Annotated in this window: 19 protein-coding genes; 10 read left to right on the forward strand and 9 right to left on the reverse strand. The window is 63.0% G+C overall.

What is annotated here, in order from left to right:
* Positions 1–206: 206 nt before the first annotated feature.
* The 7 genes from NKT35_RS15740 to NKT35_RS15770 form a co-directional block, all read right to left on the reverse strand.
* Complete coding sequence (locus NKT35_RS15740; RefSeq protein ID WP_254294658.1) at positions 207–3,269, reverse strand: efflux RND transporter permease subunit; 3,063 nt, start codon at positions 3,267–3,269, stop codon at positions 207–209.
* Between the two features lie 9 nt (positions 3,270–3,278).
* Positions 3,279–4,385 carry an efflux RND transporter periplasmic adaptor subunit gene (locus NKT35_RS15745; RefSeq protein ID WP_254294660.1) on the reverse strand — a complete coding sequence of 369 codons (1,107 nt, stop codon included), beginning with the start codon at positions 4,383–4,385 and terminating at the stop codon, positions 3,279–3,281.
* Positions 4,386–4,432: 47 nt separating this feature from the next.
* Positions 4,433–5,959, reverse strand: coding sequence for an efflux transporter outer membrane subunit (locus NKT35_RS15750; protein ID WP_254294662.1), 1,527 nt, complete (start codon positions 5,957–5,959; stop codon positions 4,433–4,435).
* Between the two features lie 181 nt (positions 5,960–6,140).
* On the reverse strand, positions 6,141–6,908 hold the full coding sequence (locus tag NKT35_RS15755) for a glycine betaine ABC transporter substrate-binding protein (RefSeq protein ID WP_254294664.1): 768 nt from the start codon (positions 6,906–6,908) through the stop codon (positions 6,141–6,143).
* A complete protein-coding gene (locus NKT35_RS15760) occupies positions 6,905–7,864 on the reverse strand; it encodes an alpha/beta hydrolase (protein WP_254294666.1) in 960 nt (319 codons plus the stop codon). Before NKT35_RS15760 ends, NKT35_RS15755 begins: the two co-directional genes overlap by 4 nt.
* Entirely contained in the window at positions 7,861–8,157 is a 297-nt protein-coding gene (locus NKT35_RS15765) for an antibiotic biosynthesis monooxygenase family protein (protein ID WP_254294668.1), read from the reverse strand. Before NKT35_RS15765 ends, NKT35_RS15760 begins: the two co-directional genes overlap by 4 nt.
* A gap of 47 nt (positions 8,158–8,204) precedes the next feature.
* On the reverse strand, positions 8,205–9,218 hold the full coding sequence (locus tag NKT35_RS15770; RefSeq protein ID WP_254294670.1) for a zinc-binding alcohol dehydrogenase family protein: 1,014 nt from the start codon (positions 9,216–9,218) through the stop codon (positions 8,205–8,207).
* A 106-nt stretch (positions 9,219–9,324) separates the two neighbouring features.
* Here NKT35_RS15770 and NKT35_RS15775 point away from each other — a divergent pair, with 106 nt between their 5' ends.
* The 7 genes from NKT35_RS15775 (at position 9,325) to panD (ending at position 14,974) form a co-directional block, all read left to right on the forward strand.
* Positions 9,325–10,230, forward strand: coding sequence for a LysR family transcriptional regulator (locus tag NKT35_RS15775; protein WP_254294672.1), 906 nt, complete (start codon positions 9,325–9,327; stop codon positions 10,228–10,230).
* 142 nt (positions 10,231–10,372) lie between these two features.
* Positions 10,373–11,731, forward strand: coding sequence for a polynucleotide adenylyltransferase PcnB (pcnB, locus tag NKT35_RS15780; RefSeq protein WP_254294674.1), 1,359 nt, complete (start codon positions 10,373–10,375; stop codon positions 11,729–11,731).
* The gene (gene folK / locus NKT35_RS15785; protein WP_254294676.1) at positions 11,728–12,216 is read left to right on the forward strand and encodes a 2-amino-4-hydroxy-6-hydroxymethyldihydropteridine diphosphokinase; all 489 of its coding nucleotides are present in this window, start codon (positions 11,728–11,730) and stop codon (positions 12,214–12,216) included. Before pcnB ends, folK begins: the two co-directional genes overlap by 4 nt.
* 24 nt (positions 12,217–12,240) lie before the next feature.
* The gene (locus NKT35_RS15790; protein ID WP_254294678.1) at positions 12,241–12,876 is read left to right on the forward strand and encodes a deoxynucleoside kinase; all 636 of its coding nucleotides are present in this window, start codon (positions 12,241–12,243) and stop codon (positions 12,874–12,876) included.
* Between the two features lie 51 nt (positions 12,877–12,927).
* On the forward strand, positions 12,928–13,716 hold the full coding sequence (gene panB, locus NKT35_RS15795; RefSeq protein WP_254294680.1) for a 3-methyl-2-oxobutanoate hydroxymethyltransferase: 789 nt from the start codon (positions 12,928–12,930) through the stop codon (positions 13,714–13,716).
* Positions 13,717–13,735: 19 nt separating this feature from the next.
* Positions 13,736–14,569, forward strand: coding sequence for a pantoate--beta-alanine ligase (gene panC / locus NKT35_RS15800; protein WP_254294682.1), 834 nt, complete (start codon positions 13,736–13,738; stop codon positions 14,567–14,569).
* 24 nt (positions 14,570–14,593) lie between these two features.
* Complete coding sequence (gene panD, locus NKT35_RS15805) at positions 14,594–14,974, forward strand: aspartate 1-decarboxylase (protein ID WP_043573938.1); 381 nt, start codon at positions 14,594–14,596, stop codon at positions 14,972–14,974.
* A 51-nt stretch (positions 14,975–15,025) separates the two neighbouring features.
* Here panD and NKT35_RS15810 read toward each other — a convergent pair whose 3' ends face one another.
* Entirely contained in the window at positions 15,026–15,814 is a 789-nt protein-coding gene (locus NKT35_RS15810; protein WP_254294684.1) for a substrate-binding periplasmic protein, read from the reverse strand.
* A 271-nt stretch (positions 15,815–16,085) separates the two neighbouring features.
* On the opposite strand from NKT35_RS15810, the gene NKT35_RS15815 reads away from it, so the two are divergent.
* From NKT35_RS15815 to NKT35_RS15825, 3 genes are all read left to right on the forward strand, one after another.
* On the forward strand, positions 16,086–18,080 hold the full coding sequence (locus NKT35_RS15815) for a bifunctional 2',3'-cyclic-nucleotide 2'-phosphodiesterase/3'-nucleotidase (protein WP_254294686.1): 1,995 nt from the start codon (positions 16,086–16,088) through the stop codon (positions 18,078–18,080).
* A gap of 53 nt (positions 18,081–18,133) precedes the next feature.
* Positions 18,134–18,841, forward strand: a complete 708-nt coding sequence (locus tag NKT35_RS15820) for a tetratricopeptide repeat protein (RefSeq protein ID WP_254294688.1) — start codon at positions 18,134–18,136, stop codon at positions 18,839–18,841.
* Between the two features lie 138 nt (positions 18,842–18,979).
* Positions 18,980–19,387, forward strand: a complete 408-nt coding sequence (locus tag NKT35_RS15825) for a GFA family protein (RefSeq protein ID WP_254294691.1) — start codon at positions 18,980–18,982, stop codon at positions 19,385–19,387.
* On the opposite strand, the gene rraA is transcribed toward NKT35_RS15825, so the two are convergent.
* Positions 19,384–19,863: a ribonuclease E activity regulator RraA gene (gene rraA / locus NKT35_RS15830; RefSeq protein WP_254294693.1), complete on the reverse strand. Its 480-nt coding sequence runs from the start codon at positions 19,861–19,863 to the stop codon at positions 19,384–19,386. The genes NKT35_RS15825 and rraA overlap by 4 nt on opposite strands.
* Positions 19,864–19,923: the final 60 nt, after the last annotated feature.

Consider the following 19,923-nt stretch of genomic DNA (forward strand, 5'->3'; position numbering starts at 1 on the left):
CAACAGTGAGTGGCGGGCGTAAGCCTCGGTTAGGCAGGGTTGTTGCGCCTTGGCTTGAACAGCCCTTGTGGAAGCCCTGATGGACGGCGACGGCGGAACGCCCAGCGAGCCGGGCTTCCGCCCTACGGGGCCATCTCGGCATGGGCCTGGGCAATGAAAAACGGCGGCCAAACGGCCGCCGTCAGATCATAGCCCAAAGCGCGCGCTCAATGCAGCTGCGGCGCTTCCTCCGGGATGGTCTCTTCTTGCTTGGCATCGCGGCGCGAGGCGATGAACATATACATCGCCGGCACCACGAACAGCGTGAACAGCGTGCCAATGGACAGGCCGGTGAAGATCACCAGGCCCATGGCGTAGCGGCCGGCGGCGCCGGCGCCGGAAGCGATCACCAGCGGGATCACGCCGAACACCATGGCGGCGGTGGTCATCAGGATGGGGCGCAAGCGGATGGATGCCGCCTGTTCGATGGCCTCTCGCTTGGACAGGCCGGTTTTGCGCAGCTCATTGGCCACTTCCACGATCAGGATGCCGTGCTTGCTGATCAGGCCCATCAGCGTCACCAAGCCCACCTCGGTGTAGATATTGAGCGAGGAGAAGCCCAGGAAGATGAACATCATCGCGCCGAACAGCGCCAGCGGCACCGACACCAGAATCACCACCGGATCGCGGAAGCTCTCGAACAGCGCCGACAGTGCCAGGAATACGATGATGACCGCGAACAGCATGGTGACCAGGAAGCCGCCGGATTCCTGCATGAACTGGCGCGACTGGCCGGAGTAATCCACGCTGTAGCCGGATGGGGCAGCCTGTTGCACCGTGTCGCGCAGGAATTGCAGCGCTTCGCCTTGCGACACGCCGGACACGCCGGAGATGGTCACCGAGTTGAGCTGCTGGAAGCGGGTGATCGATTCCGGCACCACGCTATAGCTGAGCTTGGCCACAGTGCCGACCGGGATCACGCCGCTGGCCGGCGTCTTGATGTAGTAGTCCATCAATTGCGAGGGGTTGAGGCGGTCCACCTGCTGCACCTGCGGAATCACCTTGTAGGAGCGGCCGTCGATGGAGAAGTAGTTGACGTAGCCGCCGCCCAGCGCCGCCGACAGCGCATTGCCCACGTCCTGCTGGGTCAGGCCCAAGGCGGTCAGCTTGTCTCTATCCACTTGCACCGTGGCTTGCGGCTTGTCGATTTTCAAGTCGCCGTCGATGAAGTAGAACTTGCCGGAGGCGCGCGCCTTGTCCAGCACCTGCTGCGCCACCTGGTTCAGGTTTTCGAACGGTTCGGTGGTGTTGATCACGAACTGCACCGGCAAGCCTGAAGCGCCAGGCAGCGGCGGAAACTGGAAGGCCGCCACGCGCGCGCCGGCGATCTTGTTCCAGCGGGCTTGCAGATCCAGCTGGATTTCGTGCGCATTGCGCTTGCGCTCGCCCCAGTCTTTGAACAGCACGCCGCCGATGCCGGCATTGACGGTCGGCACGCCGGTGATCTGGAACATCTGCTCGTATTCTGGCATGCCCTTGGCCACCTGGAACACCTGGTTGGCGTAAGTCTGCATCTGATCGGACGTCGCTGTCGGCGCGCCCACCACTTGCGACATCACGATGCCCTGGTCTTCCTCCGGCGCCAGCTCGGACTTGGACATCTTGAACATCAGGCCCAGCAGCAGGATCAGGATCACGCCCATCACGATCAGCACCGGCCAGGTTTGCAGCAGGCTGTGCAGCAAGCGCTGATAGCCGTGGCGCACCCGCTCGAAGGTGCGGTCGATGGCGTGGACGAAGGGGCTGTTGTCCATGTCGGCGTTGAAGAAGCGCGAGCACATCATCGGCGACAGGGTCAGCGCCACGATGCCGGACACCGTCACCGCGGCCGCCAGCGTGAAGGCGAACTCGGTGAACAGCGCGCCGGTCAGGCCGCCCTGGAAGCCGATGGGCACATATACCGCCACCAGCACCACGGTCATGGCCAGAATCGGGCCGCCCAGCTCGCGCGCGGCGACGATGGAGGCCTGGAACGGCGTCATGCCCTCGCGCATGTGCCGGTCCACGTTCTCCACCACGATGATGGCGTCGTCCACCACCAGGCCGATGGCCAGCACCAGCGCCAGCAGCGTCAGCAGGTTGATCGAATAGCCCAGCATCAGCATGATGAAGAAGGTGCCGATCAGCGACAGCGGCATGGCGATGACCGGCACCACCACGGCGCGGAAGCTGCCGAGGAACAGGAAGATCACCACCGTTACGATCACCAGCGCTTCCACCAGCGTTTTCACCACTTCGTCGATGGAGGTGTTGATGAAGTCGGTGGAGTCGTAGACGATCTCGCCGGTCAGCCCGGAGGGCAGTTGCTTTTGCACGTCGGGGAAGGCTTTGCGCACGCGCGAGGCGACGTCCAGGATGTTGGCTTCCGGCGCCACCTTGATGCCGATGAATACCGAGCGCACGCCGCTGAACGCGACATTGAAGTCATAGTTGTCCGAACCCAGCGTCACATTGGCCACATCCTGCAAGCGGACGATGGCGTCGCCGTTGCGCTTGACCGCCAGTTGCTTGAACTCGTCGACCGTGTGCAGGTCGGTGGCGGCGGTCAACGGGATGGTCACCATCTGGCCCTTGCTGGAGCCCAGCGCCGTCAGCGTGTTGTTGCTGGCCAGCGCGGCGCTGACATCGGCCGCGGTGACGCCGTGCGCCGCCATCTTGGCCGAATCCAGCCAGGCGCGCAGCGCGAACTGGCGGCCGCCCAGGATTTCGGCGGTTTGCACGCCGGAGATGGAGTCCAGCTTGGGCTTGACCACCCGCACCAGGTAATCGGTGACGTTGTTGGTCGGCAGCGTGTTGCTGTAGAAGCCCATATACATCGCGTCGGTGGTCTGGCCGGTCTGCACCGTCAGCACCGGCTGCTGAGCCTGGGCAGGCAGCTGGTTCTTAACCGAGTTGACCTGGGTGTTGATCTCGGTCAGCGCGCGGTTGGCGTCGTAGTTCAGCCGCAGCGTGGCGGTGATGGTGGACACGCCGCTGGTGCTGGACGAGGACAGATAGTCTATGCCTTGCGCCTGGGCGATGGCCGATTCCAGCGGCTGGGTGATGAAGCCGGCCACGGTCTTGGCGTCGGCGCCGTAATAGGCGGTGGAAATGGTCACCACCGCGTTCTGCGTCTGCGGATACTGGTTGATCGGCAGGCCGAACAGCGAGCGCAGCCCCAGCACCACAATGAGCAGACTCACCGTGGTGGCCAGCACCGGCCGCTTGATGAAGATGTCGGTAAAGTTCATGGCTGCGCCTTATTGTTCCTGCGGCGTCGGATTCGGGCTGTTGGCCGGCTGCACCGAGTTGTTGACGGCGATCGGCGTGCCGGTTTTCAACTTCAGCTGGCCGGTGGTGACAACTTCGTCGCCTTCCTTGACGCCGCTGAGCACCGCCACCTGATCGCCGCGGGCGTCGCCGGTGGATACGAAGGCCTGCTGCGCCTCCAGGCCGTTCTTGCCCTGCTTGACGATGAATACGGTGGAGCCGTAGGGGTTGTAGGTGATGGCGGTTTGCGGCAGCGTCAGATGGGGCTGCTTGCTGCCCACTGCGATGCTGGTGTTGGCGAACATGCCGGGAATCAGCTTGCCCTTGGGATTGGCGATGGTGGCCTGCACCTGCACATTGCGGGTGGCGGGGTCGATCTTGGGGTTGATGGCGTTGATCTTGCCGTGGAACAGCTCCTGGCCGAAGGCGTCGCTCTTGATGCTGACCGGCTGGCCGGCGCGGATTTGTCCGATCTGGCGCTGCGGCAGGTTGAAATCGACGTAGATCGGGTCGATGGTCTGCAAGGTGACGATCTTGTCGCCCGGGTTCAGATACTGGCCAGGATTGACCGGGCTGATGCCGACGCGGCCGGAGAAGGGCGCGCGTATGGTTTTCTTGGCCACTTGGGCGGCTTGTTGCGCCACCAGCGCCTTCTTGCTCTTCAGGTCGGCCTCGTCGGCGTCCACCTGGGCTTGGCTGACGCCTTGCACTGCCAACTGGGCGCGGTCGCGCTTCAGCGTGGTGGCCGACAGCTCGGCGGCCGCTTCAAGCGAGCGCAGCTGGGCCTGGTCGGCATCGGCGTTCAGCTGGACCAGCACGTCGCCGGCCTTCACGTCCTGGCCGGACTTGAAGTGCAAGCTGCGCACTTGCCCCGCCACTTCGCTGCTGATGTCCACGCCGTGGACGGCGGAGAGAGAGCCGACGGAATTGAGCTGGGGCTGCCATTCCAGCTTTTGGGCCTTGGTGGTGGAGACGGTCTGCGGGCCCGGTTTGGGCGAGCTGGCGATCAGCTTCTGGATGTGCAGGAAAAAGCCGCCGGCGAGCAGGACAACCAGCGCCAGCACGCCGCCCAGCATGATCAGCATTCGTTTGGTCATGGTTATGGTTCTCTATGATTGTGTGATTACGTGTTCTAGCCGCGGGTTCAACTGCCGCTGTTCTTGTCCAGCGTGGCAGGCTGGTTCCACCAGCCGCCGCCCAGCGCCGCGAACAGCGCCACGGTGTCGCTGTAACGGGTGGCCTGCGCCTGGATCAGGCCGATGCGCGCCTGTTGATAGCTGCGCTCGGCGTCCAGCAGCGCCAGGTAGCTGATGCCGCCCAGCTTGTATTGGCTGGTATGCACCTCAAGCGATTCGCGGGCCCGGGTTTCGGCTTCCGTCTGGGCCTTCAGAGCCAGCGCGTCGGATTCGACCGCGCGCAGGCTGTCCGCCACGTTCTGGAAGGCTTTCAGTACGGTAGATCGGTATTGCGCCTCCGCTTGCTGGTAGGCCGCCTCGGCGCCGCGCCGCTTGGCGCTGAGCGCGCCGCCGTTGAACAGCGGCTGGGTCAAGCCGCCCATGGCGTTCCATAGCGTGTTGCCGATGTCCATATTGGGCAGCACCGTGTGCTGGGTGCCGTAACTGCCGCTGAGCGTGATCTGCGGGTATTGGCTGGCCGTGGCCACGCCGACTTGGGCGCTGGCCTGATGCAGCAAGGCCTCGCTGGCGCGGATGTCGGGCCGCTGCCGCGCCAGGGCGGAGGGCAGCGATACGGGCAGTTGTTCCGGCAGCCGCAGCGCGTCGAGATGGAATTCCGGCAGGCCGCCTTCGCCGGGGAAGCGGCCGGCCAATACGGCCAGTTGATGGCGGGTTTGCGCCAGCGCCTTGTCCAGCGGCGGCACCTGGGCGCGAGTCTGCGCTACCAGCGTATCCTGAGTCAGCGCGGTGGCGCGGGGCTGGGCGCCCAACTCCACTTGCTTGACGATGATGGCCAGCTGCGCCTCTTGAGCCTTGAGCAATTCGCGGGTCGCGTTCAGCTGGCTGCGCAAGGAGGCCTCCTGCACCGCGGTGGTCACGACATTGGCGATCAGGGTCTGGTAAGCGGCCTCGGTTTGGAAGCGCTGGTATTCGGTCGCCGCCATCAGGCCTTCCAGCTGCCTGCGCTCGCCGCCGAACAGGTCCAGCGTGTAAGACACGCCTATGGTGCCGCTGTAAACGTTGAACTCGTTCGGCGTTTCGCCGCTGAGGATGGCGCGTTGGCGACCGCCTCCCAGCTGGGCATTGACGCTGGGGAAATAAGTGGTGCCGGCGGCGGCGTTGTAGTTTTCGCGGGCCTGGCGCAGCGCCGCCTGAGCGGCGTCCAGCGACGGATTGTGCTCCAGCGCGGCGCGGATCAGCTGATCCAGCTCAGGCGAGCGGAACAGCTCCCACCAGCGGGCGGGGATATCCCGGCCGGGCGCGAAAGACTGGGCGGCGCCGGCCTGGCCGACATGGTCGCCGCGAGCCTCTACGGTGCGGGGGGCGAGCGGGCTTTCGGTGTAAGGGCCCTCGGCGGCCTTGGGCAGCGAGGGGCTATGGAAGTCCGGGCCGACCGCGCAGCCGGCGAGGGCCAGCGCGGCGGCCAGCGCGCCTATGCGCAATAAACGCGGCCTTCGCGGATGGGCGGCCGAGGAGGGCATTGATTTGGAATGCACAGCATGCTCCTGAATGATTGAACCGCCGCGCCGTTTGGGGCGCGGCGTTTCCGGAACTTTCCCTTGCCGCCGGCGGCGAGCGGGCGCAAAGGGATCAGCCTGCTATGCTCTATGGATTTTGTTCGTATGTCTACTGACTTGTCGCGCGGGTGAATAAAATGTCGTTTTGTTGATAGGCGGCTTATTGCCCCAGTTGCGCGGCCGCTTCGCGGGGCGTCAGGCCTTGGTGGCCTGTCAAGTGGTCCAGATAGCATATGGCCTGGTTGCCGGGGGCTAGCGCGCGTAATTCCTTCAGCGCTAGCGCTGGCAATTTGGCCAGGGCTGTTTTGCGTATCAGCAAGGTCGCTTCGTCTTTGCCGCGCAACAGCTTGTCCGGGTCGGACAGTTCGCGGATGCGCTGCGTCCAGTGCAGGTATTGCGGTTGCCACAGCGGCGCCACCACCCAGTCGCCCCGCGCCGCGGCTTGCTCGTACGCGCCGACGCAGTCTTCCAGGCTGCCATTTTCAAAATGGTATCCCAGTTCGTCCAGGCGATAGCGGGCCATGATCTCTCGGGAGAAGCGGCTGATGCCGGCGCCGGGGTTGATGCCCTGGATTGTCTTGATCATCCGGGCGGCGACCTCTGGTTTGGCCAGGTCCGCCAGCGTGGAGACAGCTTCCACCGGCACATAGTCCGGCACGCCCCACATGGCGTACGGCGTGTACAAAACGGCCAGCTTTTCCACTTCCTGCTCGAAGGGCGCCAGATAGGCGCCGTGGCTGCCGGGCAGCCAGGCGCTGCATAGTATGTCTCCCTGGCCGCTGGCCAAGAGTTCGAAGGCGCGCTCGTGAGGCGCGCGCCATTCGCTGACGCTGATGCCGTGCTTTTCCAGCACGGCGGCGACCAGGCCGGCGCTGGCGGCGTGAAAGGAGAGATCAATGCTGATTAGGGTCAGATGGGCTTGGGTCATGATTGCTGTCCATGGTTGAGGAGAGCCTGGCGCAAGACCCGACCGGCATGGTCGATCACGGCTCGGGCAGAGGGGGCGACGCCGTCCAGATGCAGGCTGGCGTGGGGCAGGCCAGGCAACAGGGTGGATTCAACCGCCACGCCGGCCGCGCGCAGCGCGTTTGCGTAATCGAGGCCATCGTCGCGCAGCGGATCCAGTCCGGCGGCGATGATGGAGGCGGGAGGCAGGTCTGCCAGGTCAGCGCGCAGCGGCGAGGCATACGGAGACGCGGTGGCCGCGGCATCCGGCAAATACATGTCCCAGCAACTACGCATCGCGTCGCGGGTGAGCAGATAGCCATCGCCAAAGTGCTGATACGATTCGGTGTCGAAGCGGCAATCGGTGGCCGGATAGATCAGCAGTTGATGGCCAGGCATCGGGCCGCCATGGTCGCGCAGCCACAAGCAGGCCGCGGCGGCCAGGTTGCCGCCGGCGCTGTCTCCGGCCAGGGTCAGCCGCGTTTCGTCCGCGCCCAGCGCGGCGGCGTGGGCGGCTGCCCATTTGAAGGCCGCGGCCACGTCGAGCAGAGGCGTGGGGAAACGGTGCTCCGGCGCCAGCCTATAGTCCGGCGCCAACAGCAGGCAGCGGCCAGCGTTGGCCAGCGCGCGCGCCGGGGCGTCGTACAGATCCAGCGTGCCGCGGGTCCAGCCGCCGCCGTGGGCGAATACCGCCAGCGGCAGCACGGCGTCGCCGCTGCCGGCCGGCCGATACAGCCGCGCCGGCAAAGCGAAGCCATCGGCGGCGGGAAGGGTCAACATCTTGACTTCATCCACCGCCTCCGGCGGCGCTTGCCAGCGGCGAAGTCCCTCGGCCGCCGCCCGCGCCTGTTCCAGCGTTTCGGCTGAGATGTCCAGCGCTCCGGCAGCGCGGGCGCGCGCCAGGAAAGCGGTCATCTGCGGGTCGGCGGGCTGGCTCATAGCGCCGGGTTGGGCTGGAAGTGGATCAGGTCCGGCTCGCCGTCGAAGAAGTGCCAGAAGCTTTGGGCGAAGGGCTGGAAGTCGGCGTGGGCCATGAAGGCGAGGTGCGCGTCCAGGCTGTCCCACTGCACGGCCAGCACGTAGTCGCGTTCGGTTTCCAACTGGCGGCCCAACTTGTGCGCCTGATAGCCAGGCTTGCCGCGCAGATAGCGGCCGGAAGCCTCGGCCCAGGCGGTTTCGAAGGCTTGCAGTTGGCCCGGTTTGACGCGCAGGCGGACGATTTCGACGATCATTTCATTGTCTCCATTGACGATGGGGGGCGAATAGCGGCGGCAAAAGCTCAGAAGCCGGACAGTACGATCTTGCCCTTGGCGGTATTGCTCTCCAGCAGCGCGTGGGCGCGCTTGATGTTGGCGGCGTTGATCGCGCCGAAGCGTTCCGCCACCGTGCTCTTGACGATGCCGGCGTCGACCAGCCGCGCCAGTTCGCTCAGCAGCTTGTGTTGCTCGATCTGGTCGTCGGTGGCGAACATCGAGCGGGTGTACATGAATTCCCAGTGCAGCGAGATGCTCTTGCGCTTGAGCTGGGCAATATCCAGCGCGGCCGGGTCGTCGATCAGCGCGAGCTTGCCCTGCGGCGCCAGCGATTCAACAATCTCGGCGAAATGCTGGTCAGTCTGGTTCAGGCTGGCCACGTAATCGACCTGTTCGATGCCGATGCGCTTCAGTTCCCGGCTCAGCGGCTGGCGGTGGTCGATGACGTGATGCGCGCCCAGCTCGGTCACCCAGGCTTGGGTTTCCGGGCGCGAGGCGGTGCCGATGACGGTGAGGCCGGTGAGCTGGCGCGCCAGCTGGACCAGGATGGAGCCGACGCCGCCGGCGGCGCCGACCACTAATAGTTTCTTGCCGGAGGGCTGTTGGTTGGCCAGCACCTGCAAGCGGTCGAACAACAGCTCCCAGGCGGTGATGGCGGTCAAGGGCAGCGCGGCGGCGGTTTCGAAGTCCAGGCTGTTCGGCATGCGGCCGACGATGCGCTCGTCCACCGCGTGCAGTTCGCTATTGGCGCCTGGACGCTGCAAGGCGCCGGCGTACCAGACGCGGTCGCCCGGCTGGAACAGGCTGACCTGGCTGCCTACGGCCTTCACCACGCCGACGGCGTCCCAGCCCAGCACGCGGGCCTGGCCGGCTTCAGGCGGCATATTGGCGCGGACTTTCACATCCACGGGGTTGACCGAGATGGCTTTCACTTCGACCAGCAGGTCGCGCTCGCCGATCGCGGGTTCCGGCAGCTGAATGTCCAGCAGCGCTTCCGGATGGTTGATAGGCAGGCTTTGGTAGTAGGCGACGGCTTTCATCGCGGCTCCTTGAGGTGGGAAGTTGTCGATGGCTGCATGGTAGGGGGATTCGCCGCGGAGAAAATCCGGCTAGAATTCAAATCAGTTTCAAAAATAAATTGATAAAATGGTCAGACTGGACGATTTGCAGGTATTTATCCGCGCAGCGGACCATGGCAGCCTGTCGGCGGCGGCGCGGCAGCTGGATTTGAGCCCGGCGGTGGCCAGCGCGGCGTTGAAGCGGCTGGAGCAAGCGGTGGGCGCGCAGTTGCTGGCGCGCTCCACGCGCAGCCTGCGGCTGACGCTGGCCGGCGAGCGTTATCTGGAGCACGCCCGCGTGGCGCTGGATGCGGTGGTGGCCGGCAGTCTGGCGCTGGCGCAGGATAGGCAGGCCTTGAGCGGCAGCCTGTCTTTATCCATGCCGTCCGATCTGGGGCGCAATCTGCTGCGGCCCTGGCTGGATGATTTTCTGGACGAGCATGCCGGCTTGGGTTTGCAATTGCGCATCAGCGACCGGCTGGCGGACTTGTACCGGCAGCCGGTGGACGTGGCCCTGCGTTACGGCGTGCCGGAGGATTCCAGCCTGGTGGCGCTGCCCTTGGCGGCGGACAACCGCCGGGTGCTGTGCGCTTCGCCGGAGTATTTGGCGCGGCAGGGCGAGCCGGATTCGCCGCAGGCTTTGCGCGATCACGTGTGTTTGCGGCTGGTGTTGGGCGACGCGGTGCATGAGCGCTGGCGCTTCGGGCGGGATGGCGAGTCCTTGATCGTGCCGGCGTCTGGGCGCTGGGTGAGCGACGACGGCGAAATCGTCCGGCAATGGGCCCTGGCCGGGCGAGGCATCGCTTACAAGTCGCGGCTGGATGTGCTGGCCGATCTGCGGGCCGGCCGCTTGCGGGCTTTGTTGCCCGATTATCAAACCGAGGCCGCGCCGCTGTATCTGGTGACGCCGCATCGTTTGATGCTGTCGCCGGCGGTCACCGCCATGCGCGCGTATCTGCAAAAGCGGCTGGATGATTATCAGTCTGAGCCATAATGGAGTTCGGCAGTAGATTCAAATCGGAACAAGTTCTTATCGCGGAGGCGGCGATGTGTATTTTCCATAAAGAATCGGGCTATAATCGCGGCCTCGAATCCCTAACCTTGCGAATCCAGCATTCCAAGTCACAATCTTCCACATGATCCGCAAGCTCATCCGTAAAGTCCTGGAACTGCCCATGGGCAAACGCCGCGGCAAGCCGCGCGTCTATCCTTTGCCGCAACACGGCGTCCGCCGCGACCAACTCAGCTCCGCCGCCCTGCGCGTGACCAGCCGTCTGCAAGAAGCCGGCTACTCCGCCTTCGTGGTGGGCGGCGCGGTGCGCGACCTGATGTTGGGCGTGTCGCCCAAGGATTTTGACGTGGCCACCAACGCCACGCCGGAGCAGGTGCATCACCTGTTCCGCCGCTCCCGCATCATCGGCCGCCGTTTCCGCATCGTCCATGTGATGATGGGTCCGGAAACCATTGAGGTGACCACCTTCCGCGGCGGCAGCGTCGACGACACCAATGAAACCGGCCGCATCATGGCCGACAACAGCTTTGGCAGCCAGGAAGAGGACGCGCACCGCCGCGACTTCACCGTCAACGCCTTGTTCTACGATCCGTCGAATGAGACGGTGATCGACTATCACAACGGCGTCAAAGACCTGCATGCCAAGAAACTGGTGATGATAGGCCAGCCGGCCCGCCGCTATCAGGAAGACCCGGTGCGCATGCTGCGCGCGGTGCGTCTGGCCGCCAAACTGGGTTTTGAGATCGACGACGACACCAAGAAGCCCATCCGCGCGCACGCCCATCTGCTGAAAAAAGAGCCGGCGGCGCGTCTGTTCGACGAAATGCTGAAGCTGCTGATGTCCGGCCATGCTTACGCGTGCTTGAAAAAGCTGCGCGAAGAAGGCCTGGCCCGCGGCGTATTCCCCTTGCTGGACGCGGTGATGGACGACAAGGGCGGCGATGACGCCTTCCTGCGCCTGAGCCTGGAAAGCACCGACGCGCGCTTGCGCGCCGACAAGCCGATCTCGGTCGGCTTCCTGCTGGCCACGCTGCTGTGGCGCCAGGTGAATCAAGGCTGGCAGAAGCGTCTGGCCGCCGGCGAGAAGAGCCTGCCGGCGCTGCTGGAAGCCATCTCCGAAGTCGAGAGCGAGCAAGACAATGATTTCGCCATTCCGCGCCGCTTCAGCGTGACCATGCGCGAGATCTGGACCCTGCAGGCCCGTTTCGACAGCCGCACCGGCGCGCGTCCTTACCGCTTCCTGGAGCAGCCGCGCTTCCGCGCCGCTTACGACTTCATGGCCTTGCGCAGCGAGGCGGGCGAAGTGCCGGCCGAACTGGTGCGCTGGTGGGAAGCCTTCCAGCGCGGCGACGCCGAGGATTGCGAGCGCTTGATCGCCGAAGCCAAGCAGGGCGGAGCGGAAGAGCCGGCCAAGAAGCGCCGTCGCCGCCGTTCCAACGGCCGCCGCAAGACCGAGGGCGGCGGCGGGGAGAGCGCCGAGTGACGCTGGCCTATGTGGCGCTCGGCAGCAATCTGGAACACCCGGATCGGCAAGTGAGCGCGGCGCTCGCTGCGCTTGCCGGGATCGCCGGCACCCGCGTGCTGCGGCATTCCTCTTTATACCGCACCGCGCCGGTCGGCTATGCCGACCAGCCGGACTTCATCAATGCGGTAGCCGCCCTGGACACCGCATTGCCGCCGCAAGCTTTGTTGGCAGAGCTATTTGCGCTGGAGCAACGCTTTGGCCGGCAGCGCAGTTTCCGCAATGCGCCAAGAGTTCTAGATCTTGACCTTTTGTATTACGATGGCGTCATGTCGTCTGATCCGAACATGATCCTGCCGCACCCGCGCATGCATGAGCGCGCTTTCGTGATGGCGCCGTTGGCCGAAATCGCTGCCGGACAAACGCTGGCGGGCATAGGCGATGTTTCCGAACTGGCGGCGTCGCTCGACGCCGGCGGCATCGTCCGGCTGGATGAGGCTGTCTGAACCCATCCCTATTCTGGAATTAAGATGACCCAATTGCGCTATGTCGTGGTGGAGGGGCCTATCGGCTCCGGCAAGTCTTCGCTGGCCAAACGCTTGTCCGGCTACTGGAATGTGCAGCTCAAGGCCGAGGATCCCGCGGCCAATCCTTTTCTGCCCCGTTTTTACCGCAATATGCCGGCTCATGCGCTGTCTACCCAACTGAGCTTTTTGCTGCAGCGCGCCGACATCGCGCGCGACATGCTGCAAGGCGAACTGGCGGCCGCGCCGCTGGTGTCGGACTTTCTGTTCGAGAAAGACGAGCTGTTCGCCCGCGTCAATCTGGACGAGCAGGAGCTGGCCTTGTACCGCCGGCTGGCCCGTCAGGCCTTGCCCGAGTATCCGGTGCCGGACCTGGTGATCTATCTGCAAGCGTCGGAGGACGTATTGCTGGAACGCGTCGCCGCGCGCGCCATCGATTACGAAGTGAACTTCCCCGAGGGGTACCTCAAGCGGGTGCACGCCGCCTATAGCGAATTTTTTCATCAGTACGAAGCCGCGCCGTTGCTGATAGTCAACACCGACCACCTGAATCTGGTGGACGGCGACGAGGACTTCGAGTTATTGATCCGCTGCATTGCCGAAATGCGCGGTCAACGCAGCTATTTCAACAAGAGCGCCTGATCCGGAAAGCTTCCGCGCGGCGCCGCAGATGGAACACGAGGAAATCGAGAGATGAAAATAACCGTCAATACGCTGAACAAGCTGGCTGCGGAAGGCCAGAAAATCACCATGCTGACCTGCTATGACGCCAGCTTCGCCAGCTTGCTGGACGAGGCCGGCGTGGAAATCCTGCTGGTCGGCGATTCGCTCGGCCCGGTGATGCAGGGCGTGGATTCCACGCTGCCGGTGCGCGAGGAAGAGATGCTCTATCACATCCGTTGCGTGGCCCGCGGCAGCAAGAACGCGCTGATTCTCGGCGACATGACTTTCGGCGCCTACCAGGAAACGCCGCAGCAAGCCTTCGCCCACGCCGCCCGCCTGTTGCAGGCCGGCGCGCATATGGTGAAGCTGGAAGGCGGCGCCTATATGGCTGAAACCACGCGTTTTCTCGTGGAGCGCGGCATTCCGGTCTGTTCCCACATCGGCTTGACTCCGCAGTACGTCAATATGTTTGGCGGCTACCGCGTGCAAGGCCGCGGCGATGACGCGCAGCGCATCCTGAACGATGCCAAGGCTCTGGCCGAGGCCGGCGCCAACTTGGTGCTGATGGAGTGCGTGCCGGCGGCGCTGGCCAAGGAAATCACCGAAACCGTCAAGGTGCCGACCATAGGCATAGGCGCAGGCGCGGACACGTCCGGCCAGGTGCTGGTGCTGCACGACATGCTGGGCGTGTATCCGGGCAAGAAGGCCAAGTTCGTCAAGAATTTCATGGAAGAGGCCGGCAGCATCCAGGGCGCTGTCGAAGCCTATGTCAAGGCCGTGAAGGATAAGACCTTCCCGACTGAAGAGCACACTTACTAAGCCCGGGAGAGAACAAACGATGGAAATCATCCGTAGCGTGGCGGACATGCGCGCCTGGCGGAAGCAGGCCGGCAAGCTCGCCTTTGTGCCCACCATGGGCAATCTGCACGAGGGGCACTTGAGGCTGGTGGCGGAGGCGCGCCAGCGCGCCGAGAAGGTGGTGGTCAGCATTTTCGTCAACCGGCTGCAGTTCGGCCAGGGCGAAGATTTCGACGCCTATCCGCGCACCTTCGAGGCGGATTGCGACAAGCTGCGCGCCGCCGGCGTGGACGCGTTGTTCTTCCCGTCCGAGCGCGAACTGTACCCGCGCGTGAAGCAGGATTTCAACGTCGAGCCGCCGCATATCCAGGACGAGCTGTGCGGCGCCTTCCGCCCCGGCCACTTCCGCGGCGTGGCCACCGTGGTGACCAAACTGTTCAATATCGTGCAGCCGGATCTGGCTTGTTTCGGCAAGAAGGATTACCAGCAGCTGCATGTGATCCAGGCGATGATCAGCGATCTGAACTCGCCGATCGAGATCGTGCCGGTGGATACCGGCCGCGCGGAAGACGGCCTGGCGCTGTCCTCGCGCAATGGCTATCTGACCGCCGAAGAGCGCGCCGAAGCGCCGCGCCTGTATCGCAACCTGACAGCGATCCGCAATGGCCTGATGGCCGGCAGCCAGGATTACGCGGCGCTGGAACAAGCCGCGCGCGGCGACCTGTCCGCCGCAGGCTGGACGGTGGATTATGTGGAAGTGCGCCAGGCCGATACGCTGGAAATCGCCCACGCCGGCGAAAAGCGCCTGGTGGTGCTGGCCGCCGCTCGCCTGGGCAAGACCCGTCTGATCGACAATATCGAAGTGTTCCGTTAAACCGGGACGAGAAGGAAAGCTGTCATGCAACGCAATATGCTCAAGTCCAAGCTCCATCGCGTGACCACCACGCATGCCGAGCTGCATTACATCGGCTCCTGCGCCATCGACGAGAACCTGCTGGAAGCGGCGGATATTCTCGAATACGAAGAAGTGCAGATCTGGAACGTCACCAACGGCGAGCGTTTCGCCACTTACGCGATCAAGGCCGAGCGCGGTTCCGGCGTGATTTCGGTGAATGGTTCGGCCGCGCGCCGCGCCGCGCCGGGCGATTTATTGATCATCGCTTCGTTCGCGCAGTATGAAGACGCCGAGCTGAAAAACCATTCACCCAAGCTGGTGTTCGTCGACGGCGACAACCGCCTGACCGAGGTCAAGGGCGCGACCCCGACGCAACCGGCTTGATGGAACAAGCGTTTCATTCCAAACCGCAGGGCCTTGGCCTTGCGGTTTTTTTTATCGCTTCACGTATTTCGCCAGCAACCGGTCCAGCTCGCCGGAGCGGCGCATGGCTTCCAACTCGCTGTTCACCAGCGTCTGCAGTTCCTGGCCGCGCGGATTCTTGCGGCTGAAAATCATGTGGAAAGGGTTGCTGCTGATGCCGGGCATGGGCGTTCTGCCTATTTCCTTGTCCCCGATGACATCCAGCGAGCCTAGGCTGGCTATGCCGGCCAGCACCTCGTAGTCTTCGGCGAAAACATCCAGACGCTTGGCTTTCAGCATTTTGACCAGTTCAGGATAGTTGGCGGCGCGGATCATCTTGTCGCGGTCGACGAAGTCCAGGCTGGAATAGGCATAACCCTTGATGCCGCCCAGCCGGTAGCGATTGAGATTGGCCTGGGTGTCCAAGGTCAGCCCTTTTGGAAATTTCTCTTTCGAATAAAAAACATAGTAGTGGGTTTGGTAGTAGGGGTTGGAGTACAAGAATTGCTTTTCCCGTTGAGGGTTCTTGCTGGCGCTGAGCGCCATGACATATGTTTCGCCGGCGTCGATAGAGGCCAGGCAACGTTTCCAGGGGGGCAGCTCGATGTGGAAGGGAATCTGGTGCTTGTTCAGGATTTCGCTGATGACGTCAACGGAAAAGCCGACGATGCGCTGGCTGGGTTTGCCGTCCACCCGTTGGTAATAGGTGAATGGCGGCCACTCGTCGCCATCATCGCAGATTTGAACCATGGAGCGATCCAGCGCCCAGCCGCGAAGCGGAGAGCCGAGCGCGAGGATGAGGAGGGCAGCATTGAGGCGCATGTGGTTCTCCTTGGCGTGGATTGGATGGTTTATAGCCTTTTCATTTCATTTTTGCTGAAAATAATTGCGTATCGAGATGTTGATGGATTGGGCGGTTTGAATGTCCGACATTTTCCTGTTTATTTTCGATGCGGCATGGCTAAATCATTTTTTGTCAGATTTGTCTTTATATTGAAATAAAAAAATAATGTTTGCATTGTGAATAATTTTTACAAAAGGAATAGAATGCCGCTGGGCATGAAACGCCCGTATAAAAATGAAAGGCTCTGTGATGAAGAAATGTCTTGCTCTGGCGGGATTGGCAGGGGTTGTGCTATCCGGCTGTTCCAGTGTTTCCAATAACAATCAGCCAGCCGAAGGGACTACAGTCAATGTGGCGCTGCTGGAGACTACCGACATCCACCAGAATGTGCTCAGCTACGATTACTACAAGCTGGCCGCTAATCCGTCTTTCGGCTTGGAGCGCGCGGCTACCTTGATTCAGCAGGCGCGCGCGCAATATCCTAATAATTTATTGCTGGATGATGGTGATTTGATTCAAGGCACGGCCTTGGGCGATTATCAGGCGGTGGTGAATCCGGTCAAGTGCGGCGATACGCTGGCGGTGCACAAGGTAATGAATTACCTGAAGTATGACGCCGGCACCATAGGCAATCACGAATTCAATTACGGCCTGCCTTTCTTGTCGCAGGTGACCAATACCAATTTCCGCTTGTCCAACATCCAGGCGCCGAATGGCTGCGGCGCGCCGGCTTATCCGCTGGTATTGGCGAATGTCGCCAATTTGTCCGACAAACAGCCAATCTTCAAGCCATATGCCATTTTGTCCCGCACTTTCGCCGGCACCGCGCCGGACGGCAGCAGCGTGCAGGTGCCGGTGAAAGTGGGCGTGATCGGCTTCACCCCGCCCACCATCATGGATTGGGACAAGAAAAACCTGCAGGGCCAGGTCTACACCAATGGCGTGGTGGAAACCGCCAATACCTATATTCCCAAGATGCGCCAGGAGGGCGCGGACCTGGTTGTCGCCTTGTCGCACGGCGGTCTGGACCCATCGGCTTATAGTCCGACGATGGAAAACGGCAGCTGGCATTTGACCAAGACCGGCATAGACGCGCTGCTGATCGGCCATTCGCACGATATCTTCCCCAATCCGGGCGCAGCCAGCTCGCAGTTCAACAATATGCAGGGCGTGGACAACAGCAAGGGCTTCGTCAACGGCGTGCCGACGGTGATGGGCGGCAACTGGGGCAATCGCCTGGGCGTGATCAAGCTGACCTTGAAGTTCACCGGCGGCAAATGGGTGGTGCAGAACGACAAGAGCGCGGTGGAAACCCGCTCCATCCGCAATGCCGATGGCAGCTATGTGGCGGCGGATCCAAATGTGTCCCAGCTGGCGGCGGCCGAGCATCAAGGCACCATCAATTATGTGAAGACGCCGATCGGCACCACCGATTTCGAGATGAATACCTATTTCGCCCTGCTGGGCGATGTCAGCGCGATCCAGATCGTCAATATGGCGCAAAAGGCTTACGTGGAAAACTACGTCAAGACCAACCTGCCGCAATACGCCAATATCCCGGTCTTGTCCGTGTCCGCGCCGTTCAAGGCCGGTCGCAACGGCGCCAGCGACTATACCGATGTGGCGCCGGGCGCGGTCGCCATCAACAATGCCGCCGACCTGTATCTGTACCCGAATACCGTGCAGGCGGTGCTGGTGAAGGGCAGCGACATCAAGAACTGGCTGGAGCGTGCGGCCCAGATGTTCAACACCATCGCGCCGGGCGCGGCGGGACAGGAGTTGATCAATTCCAACTTCCAGGTGTTCAACTTCGACGTGATGTATGGCGTGAAGTATCAGATCGATGTCAGCCAGCCGGTTGGCAGCCGCATCGTCAATTTGACTTACAACGGCAGCGCTATCGATCCGAACCAGCAGTTCATCGTCGCCACCAATAATTACCGCGCCAGCGGCGGCGGCAACTTCCCCGGCATTGACGGCACCAAGACCATTGTCCAGGCCCCGGATGCCAACCGCGATGTGCTGATCCAGTACATCAAGGATAGAGGCGGCAAGCTGGATCAGGCGACTTATGGCGCCAGCCGTTCCTGGTCTTTCGTGAAAATATCCACGCCGGGCGGCGTCGTGTTCAAGAGCATAGATGGCAAGCAGGCGATCGCCCAGGCGGCTGGCGTCAGCCTGATCGGCTCTCCCAAGCCGAATGGCGACGGCACGGCCACCTATATGGTGGATCTGGGCCAGTAAGCGGATAGGCGCTGCGCGCGCCCGGTTTCGGCTGGGCGCGCGGGGAGATGGATATGAAAAGAATGAGTTGGCTGCTCTTGTGCTGCGCGCTGTCGGCTTGCGCGGGCAAGCCTACCCAAGCCGAGCTGGACGATGCCAGGCAGCATGCCTTGTTCGCTCGCGACGCCGATGCCTGGCGCAAGCTGAAACAATGGGCGCAAAGCGGCGATCCGGCCGCTCAGCGGGCGCTGGCCGATGCTTTGGTCAACCCCGGATCGCCAGCGGCCTGGCGCGACGCCGCGCCCTGGTATCGCCAGGCGGCGGAGCAGGGCGATGCGGAGTCGGCTTTCCGTTTGGCGCGCATGCATGGCAAGGGTTTGGCCGGCGAGAAGAACGCCGCGCAATCGGCTTATTGGCTGGGGCGCGCCGCGCAAGGCGGCCAGCCTGACGCGGCTTGCCTGCTGGGGCTGAGGGCGAAAGACCGGGGCGATCAGGCGACCGCTCGCGGCTGGTTCGCGCGGGCCGCGGCCAAGGGCAGTTCCGAAGCGATGTTTCAGCTGGCCATCATCTATCAAGAAGGGCTGGGCGTGCGGCCGGATCGCGCCAAAGCGCTGGATTGGTATCAGCGGGCCGCCAAGCTGGAAATGCCGGGGGCGCTGCAGACCTTGGCGATGGCCTATCAGGATGGCGATCTGGGGCTGCCAAGGGATGCGATCAAGGCTGGCGAGATGTTCAACCTGGCCGCGCATGCGACGCATGAGTTCGAATCGCAGCTGTTTTGACATGGTTTTGTAGCATGCGCATCACCGGACCCGTCTGGCGGACGGGTTTTTTTGCGCTTGCAGCATCGGTCAGGCATAGTAAAGCAGAGGGCCGCAAGATCCTTTTGGATCAAGGGCCTGCCACTGTGGGAGCCTTGGATGATTCCTAGCCTGACCGGCGGTTGTTTGTGCGGCGCAGTACGTTATCGCCTGAGGGGCCAGCCCTACCATGTGACCCACTGCCATTGCCGCAGTTGCCGGCGGGCCAGCGGGGCAGCTTTCGTCACCTGGTTCACCGTGAGGGTGCATGAGCTGGAATGGCGGGGCGAAAAACCGGTGCAATATCATTCATCGGCGGCGGTGTCGCGCGGCTTTTGTCCGCATTGCGGGTCCACGTTGACCTATTTCCATGAGTCGGATCCAGAGGAAATCGACATCACCGCGGCTTCGCTGGACACGCCCGAAGTCTTGGCGCCTGAGCATCATACTTGGTGGGAGCAACGCCTGGAGTGGGGCACCGCCAGCGCGCAAGGCGCTTTGCCGGTGCATCAGCGCGGCGGCGGCTAAGCCAGGGCGCGCGGGCTGATGATCACGCCGTCTTCATCGGCATAAAGCCATTGTCCTGGTTCGATGTCCTGGCCGGCGATGCGGATCGCCAATTGTTTCTGGCCCGCGCCGGTTTTCACTGATTTGCGCGGATGCGCCGCCAAAGCTTTGACGCCCAAGGGCAGTTGGGCCAGCGCTACGCTATCGCGCACGCAGCCGTCTATCACCAATCCCGCCCATCCGTTTTTCACCGCCATTTCGCCCAATTGATCGCCCAGCAGGGCGCAGCGGCGCGAGCCGCCGCCATCCACCACCAGCACCTTGCCCTGGCCGTCCTCGCCCAGCGTTTCCCGCACCAGACTATTGTCCTCGAACAGTTTCAGCGTGACGATGCGGCCGTGAAAACGGGCATGGCCGCCGAAGGACTGGAAAATGGGCTCCAGCACCTGGATTTCATTTTCGAAGGCGTCGCAAAGATCGGTTGTGGCGAAGCTCATGTCAGGCTCCTTGTGCGAAACAGGATATGAAAATGCCGTCCCGGCGCAAGGCTGGACGGC

It is taken from the genome of Chromobacterium sp. IIBBL 290-4, from assembly GCF_024207115.1.
In the GTDB taxonomy this organism is placed as follows: Bacteria; Pseudomonadota; Gammaproteobacteria; order Burkholderiales; family Chromobacteriaceae; genus Chromobacterium.

Coding starts and splice junctions, on each gene's coding strand:
- NKT35_RS15825 (WP_254294691.1), top strand. CDS start 18,980: ATGATTCCTAGCCTGACCGGCGGTTGTTTGTGCGGCGCAGTACGTTAT.
- NKT35_RS15820 (WP_254294688.1), top strand. CDS start 18,134: ATGAAAAGAATGAGTTGGCTGCTCTTGTGCTGCGCGCTGTCGGCTTGC.
- NKT35_RS15770 (WP_254294670.1), bottom strand. CDS start 9,218: ATGAAAGCCGTCGCCTACTACCAAAGCCTGCCTATCAACCATCCGGAA.
- NKT35_RS15815 (WP_254294686.1), top strand. CDS start 16,086: ATGAAGAAATGTCTTGCTCTGGCGGGATTGGCAGGGGTTGTGCTATCC.
- NKT35_RS15740 (WP_254294658.1), bottom strand. CDS start 3,269: ATGAACTTTACCGACATCTTCATCAAGCGGCCGGTGCTGGCCACCACG.
- NKT35_RS15810 (WP_254294684.1), bottom strand. CDS start 15,814: ATGCGCCTCAATGCTGCCCTCCTCATCCTCGCGCTCGGCTCTCCGCTT.
- NKT35_RS15765 (WP_254294668.1), bottom strand. CDS start 8,157: ATGATCGTCGAAATCGTCCGCCTGCGCGTCAAACCGGGCCAACTGCAA.
- panB (WP_254294680.1), top strand. CDS start 12,928: ATGAAAATAACCGTCAATACGCTGAACAAGCTGGCTGCGGAAGGCCAG.
- NKT35_RS15755 (WP_254294664.1), bottom strand. CDS start 6,908: ATGACCCAAGCCCATCTGACCCTAATCAGCATTGATCTCTCCTTTCAC.
- NKT35_RS15790 (WP_254294678.1), top strand. CDS start 12,241: ATGACCCAATTGCGCTATGTCGTGGTGGAGGGGCCTATCGGCTCCGGC.
- NKT35_RS15745 (WP_254294660.1), bottom strand. CDS start 4,385: ATGACCAAACGAATGCTGATCATGCTGGGCGGCGTGCTGGCGCTGGTT.
- NKT35_RS15775 (WP_254294672.1), top strand. CDS start 9,325: ATGGTCAGACTGGACGATTTGCAGGTATTTATCCGCGCAGCGGACCAT.
- pcnB (WP_254294674.1), top strand. CDS start 10,373: ATGATCCGCAAGCTCATCCGTAAAGTCCTGGAACTGCCCATGGGCAAA.
- rraA (WP_254294693.1), bottom strand. CDS start 19,863: ATGAGCTTCGCCACAACCGATCTTTGCGACGCCTTCGAAAATGAAATC.
- panC (WP_254294682.1), top strand. CDS start 13,736: ATGGAAATCATCCGTAGCGTGGCGGACATGCGCGCCTGGCGGAAGCAG.
- NKT35_RS15760 (WP_254294666.1), bottom strand. CDS start 7,864: ATGAGCCAGCCCGCCGACCCGCAGATGACCGCTTTCCTGGCGCGCGCC.
- panD (WP_043573938.1), top strand. CDS start 14,594: ATGCAACGCAATATGCTCAAGTCCAAGCTCCATCGCGTGACCACCACG.